This window comes from Gulbenkiania mobilis, assembly GCA_004346645.1.
Lineage (GTDB): Bacteria > Pseudomonadota > Gammaproteobacteria > Burkholderiales > Chromobacteriaceae > Gulbenkiania > Gulbenkiania mobilis.
Genome location: SMDA01000016.1, coordinates 1 through 4,302, shown reverse-complemented (window position 1 = coordinate 4,302; position 4,302 = coordinate 1). Strand labels below are relative to the sequence as shown.

Annotated in this window: 8 protein-coding genes; 5 read left to right on the top strand and 3 right to left on the bottom strand. The window is 60.9% G+C overall.

All coding sequences use genetic code 11. The features are described 5' to 3' along the window. The 3 genes from EV669_RS13905 to EV669_RS13895 form a co-directional block, all read right to left on the bottom strand. A partial coding sequence (locus EV669_RS13905; RefSeq protein ID WP_132099004.1) for a type II toxin-antitoxin system HipA family toxin occupies positions 1–1,057 on the bottom strand: 1,057 nt, incomplete at its 3' end. Further along, positions 1,054–1,365, bottom strand: coding sequence for a helix-turn-helix domain-containing protein (locus EV669_RS13900; RefSeq protein WP_131863221.1), 312 nt, complete (start codon positions 1,363–1,365; stop codon positions 1,054–1,056). The genes EV669_RS13900 and EV669_RS13905, both read right to left, overlap by 4 nt. A gap of 144 nt (positions 1,366–1,509) precedes the next feature. Continuing rightward, positions 1,510–1,749, bottom strand: a complete 240-nt coding sequence (locus tag EV669_RS13895) for a helix-turn-helix domain-containing protein (protein WP_011806687.1) — start codon at positions 1,747–1,749, stop codon at positions 1,510–1,512. 143 nt (positions 1,750–1,892) lie between these two features. Here EV669_RS13895 and EV669_RS13890 point away from each other — a divergent pair, with 143 nt between their 5' ends. The 5 genes from EV669_RS13890 to EV669_RS13870 form a co-directional block, all read left to right on the top strand. After that, positions 1,893–2,549, top strand: coding sequence for a hypothetical protein (locus tag EV669_RS13890; RefSeq protein ID WP_132099003.1), 657 nt, complete (start codon positions 1,893–1,895; stop codon positions 2,547–2,549). A gap of 17 nt (positions 2,550–2,566) precedes the next feature. Continuing rightward, the gene (locus EV669_RS13885; RefSeq protein WP_053814603.1) at positions 2,567–3,211 is read left to right on the top strand and encodes a hypothetical protein; all 645 of its coding nucleotides are present in this window, start codon (positions 2,567–2,569) and stop codon (positions 3,209–3,211) included. Then, a complete protein-coding gene (locus tag EV669_RS13880; RefSeq protein WP_132099002.1) occupies positions 3,208–3,624 on the top strand; it encodes a hypothetical protein in 417 nt (138 codons plus the stop codon). Before EV669_RS13885 ends, EV669_RS13880 begins: the two co-directional genes overlap by 4 nt. Continuing rightward, complete coding sequence (locus tag EV669_RS13875; protein WP_132099001.1) at positions 3,621–4,097, top strand: putative molybdenum carrier protein; 477 nt, start codon at positions 3,621–3,623, stop codon at positions 4,095–4,097. Before EV669_RS13880 ends, EV669_RS13875 begins: the two co-directional genes overlap by 4 nt. Continuing rightward, on the top strand, positions 4,084–4,302 hold a 219-nt coding region (locus EV669_RS13870), incomplete at its 3' end, for a hypothetical protein (RefSeq protein WP_132099000.1). The genes EV669_RS13875 and EV669_RS13870, both read left to right, overlap by 14 nt.

The window sequence follows — 4,302 nt, the reverse complement described above, 5'->3', positions numbered from 1 at the left end:
CCAGACTCAAAAAATGCCGGCGAACTATGGCAGCACCTTCGCCGCAAACTTCCAGGTGAAGCTGGCCCATCGGGCCTTCACTGAAGGTCAGGTCGAATGCCGGTGCCAGACGCCAGCGCCGGTCAGGCCCGAGACGCCACGCGAAGTTCTTGGGATGGTCGTCACGATTGTGGAAGAGCACATTGAAGACGGCTCGCGCGTAGGCTTTCTCCACTTCGCGCTCGTCGCGCGTCAGGAAACGGGTAGCCCGCAGGAAGGCGGTGTAGTCGGTGGCACCGGGCAGGCGAAAATCCACCTGCAACAATCCAGCCAGACTATGCACCGGGACACGTTGCCCACCTTCCCGGTCGAAGCGCGCGACGCCGAAGGCGGCCAGTTCAGGGCCAAGGTCGAACCAGCGACTTTCGGGCACTTCCAGTCCGCAATCCCGAGCCAACTCGGCATAGAGCTGCTCGATGACGCAGACCTCCTTGTGTTCGTTCTGCGCCGGGAACTTGACCAGCCAGGGGCTGCCGGGCGCATCCGGACGGGTGCTGACCTGCCCGGTCATTGCGTCGTACTGCACCAAGGCCTTGGGCCTGGCCCCTTGCGGTGAGCCGCCGGTGAGCGCGAGCTCGCGCAGGGCTGCCCCCGCCTCGCCCGCGAGCGCGAGACGGCTTTGCTCGGCCAGCGCCAGCAAGGACCAGTCGGGCTCCCGGGCGCCGGCGTCGCTTGCCGGAACGAAGCGTAACGCGCCCATGGCGCGCTCACCAATGAAGGCCAGCCGGTCGAGCGGCCCGGGATGGCGCAAGCCGTGCTGACGGAACAGGCGATCCATCAGCAGCAAACCCCAGCCGTCAGGCAGACTGTCGGCTATTAGGCCCGGAAGGCGATGCAAATGGGTCGGAAAACCACCGTAGGCATCCGCACGCAGCTTGAGGTGCAAGGGCGACAGTTCCAAGCCCTGAGACAGGGCTTCGGGAGAATATTCGAAGAGCAGGGATTGACCGTCATCGGCCAGGCGTCCCAACGGCCAGTCTTCTCCCCAGCCGCAATAATGCACGGTAAGCAGCTTCATGATGTTCTCTTGCGCGGCGCACGCTGGCGGCGGCTGACAAGGTCTACTTGTTCCATCTGGGCGATGGATTGCCGTTTGAGCACAAAGAGATCGTCCAGCGCCTCCTGCAAGCCAAGCGCCTGCGCGACGCGGACCAGCGTTTCCAGCGAGCACTGGCCGTCGCTTTCGAGTTTGCGCAACGCCCCCAGGGACAGTCCGGCCATTTGTGCCAGTTCACGCTGCGTAAGCGACTGGGCAAGCCGCTGCTCGCGCAGACGAACACCCAGCGCGTGCAGGATTTCGGCGGAAGTCGAGAGGTGAAAAGTCACTTATATGACCCTTAACGCCAAATAAATTGCATAAGTGCCATTATAGTGAACTTTATTTTCCATTGAAAGCACATGGCCGCGATAGCTGCCGCGAGCGACTAGGCAGTGACCATCGTAACGTTACGCTACCGTAGCGCTACGATGTTACGGTGCAGGCTCCTGTCCAGCCGCCGGCGCCTCCAGCAGTACTGAAGGCTCCACCCCCAGCGCCTCGGCCAGCTTGAAGATGTTGAGTAAGGCGATGTTGCGTTGCCCACGCTCAACACCCCCTAGGTAGCTGCGCGCCAAGCCACTTTCCAGTGCTAGGCGTTCTTGCGACCACCCTCTGGTCTTTCTGATTTCTATCAGCTTCAGGCCGAAGCGTAGTCGGGGATCAAGGGCCATATTTCTCTCTTCTTAAAGAGAAATGACTCTATGAGTACCCCCTCTATAGGGCTACGCCCGATGAGTGCCCGCACTATAAGTGACAATTGAATGCAGTCCCCATAAAATGGCCTCTATGAGTAACAAAATGGGGGAAATGACGTATGGCAAGCGTCTGGAAGACTGCGGGGGTGGGAGCGGCGGCGGGGCTGGCAGTTCCGGTGGCTGGGCTTTCAGGTCTTGCTGCCGCTGGTCTTACGCTGATTCTTGTACTGGCGATGGTCGGCGTGGGGCCTGCGCGCCTGTCACAGACATCGCTGTGGGGGCTGTTGACCAGTGAGTTGATGCTCTATCTGCTGATTTCACTGGCGATTTTCACGCTGTCCTTCCGCTTTCTGGCGCGCTTGCAGGCCCGCTGTCAGGCACTTGTAGCCGAGCTCAACGCTCAGCAGGGTCTGTCGTTCGATGCTGGGCATCTCTTGGGCTACCCCGCGCCAGCCTTTCTGGTGTTTGACCGGCAGCATCGCAAACTGGCTGTCTGTTCAATCGTGGATGAAACCTGGCGAATCCACGACTTCTCCTGGCTGCTTGGTTGGCGGATGACCTGGCGCGAGGTCGAGAGCATGGAGATGAACGGCGGCAGCCGTCAGGTCAACGCCAGCGGCATGAGCGTGCCGACCTTCGAGCGCACGGTACGCGCCAAAAACTTCGCCATCGAGCTGCAAACCGCCGATCCGCAACGACCAGTACTCAGTTTTCCCATGAGCCGTCGGGCGGCGGAAATCTGGTGCGCCCGGCTCAATGCCATCTTCAACGGATAACCTCGCGAGGAACTGCGATGAAACACTACCGGAGCTTGCTGCTTCTGCCTTTTGTATTGACGGGCTGCGCCACAACCGACATGCAGGGGGCGCTGGATTCACTGAGCGGACTGGGACAGTCCATTGGAACCAGTCTGTCGCAAGCGGCTACGCCCGCAAGCGCGGCAAGCCGCAACAGCTTGCTGGGCACTCCACTGCATAACGCCTTGCGCCACAATCTTTCTACCGACGGTCGCGCCCCGGAGTGGCCCAAGGTGGTGATCAGCAATCTGCAAATTCCGGCTGATCAGATGACGCTGACCCGCAGCCTCACGCTCAAAGCCAGTGATTGCATTCGCTTTGACGCAGTGCTCTGGCACGACGCCAAGCGCTCAGAGCGCTTCAGCAATCTGTCGCTTTGCGCGCCGGAGCTGCCGAAACAGTCGAACAATTTCGTGTTGACCTGGAAGAGCTTTTCCATCTCCGGCAAAACCAGCGGCCAGGTTCGCGGTGACGGGCCAATCCCCCCGTACAGTAAGCTGCCAAGTGACCCAGCGATGGAACGCTGGCTGATGAATCAGTTCGGCCTTTACTATGTCGGCTCGCTGCTGACACTGGTCGGCTACGACCCCAATTTCACGGTCGATGACCGCCGCTTCTGGATCAGGAATATCAAGGGATGAACGCACTGCTGCTGGCCGCCATGCCGGTGGTGCTGATGGATGGCACTGCCCCAGACCCCGACCACTGGTTGCGGATCGAGCCGGCCATTGCTGCCGCCGTGGAATGCCGTCAAGCCTTTCCAATACACGTGCTGGACGGCATTGCACCCAATGCTCCCGGTAGTTGGGCGCTGACACCGGCACGCAGCTTCACGGCATTCGGCCTGCCGGTGAAGCGGATCGAGCTGTTCATCGACCCGGATGGTGATCTGGGTGCAAGTTATACCGCAGTGATTGAAAAGCGCAGCCTGGAACAGGCGCGCAAGCAACTGAAGCTTGCCAGCCAGCGCGGGCGCATCGGCCAGCTGTCGGCAGATCAGCCCAACGTCGAAGTTCAAGTAAGCTGCACGGTCGCCGCAACGCGACAAGGGTGAACATCCTGCGCATCCTCTCCGGCGGCCAAACCGGCGTAGACCGGGCGGCGCTGGATTTCGCCATCGCCCGGCAAATTCCACACGGCGGCTGGTGCCCGGCAGGCCGACGGGCCGCTGACGGCCTCCTGGATGCTCGCTACCAGTTGGTGGAGACCGAATCCAGCGGCTACCGCCAGCGTACCAAGCACAATGTTCGGGACGCTGATGCAACGCTGATCATTTACCGAGGCGGGCTGGAAGGCGGCAGCCTGCTTACTCGCGATCTGGCGGCGGGACACGGCAAGCCGCTGCTGCTGTGCGATGTGCATGCCCCTACAGAAGAGCTGTTGGCTGCATGGCAAGACTGGTTGGTTAGCCATCCCATCGCTATTCTCAACATTGCTGGCCCGAGTGAAGCACGCAACCCCGGTATTTACCTGCAGGCGAGCACGCTGCTGGGCCTTTTCTGGAGCACGGAACATGAGCCGATCTGATGCCCGTTGCGCGACACCTTATATCTACTCGGGTGAGTTGCAAATCCGTCCCGAAGTGGATGCCGCGCTGGCTGCGCTGAAAGACAAACCCTACACTGCCATCCCCAGCTGGAAAAATGACGGAACCTGGGAGCTATGGACAGTGGAAGGCGACGGCGAAACCGAGCCCTGCATCATCAGCGGCCCATCGACAACCTATGCCAGC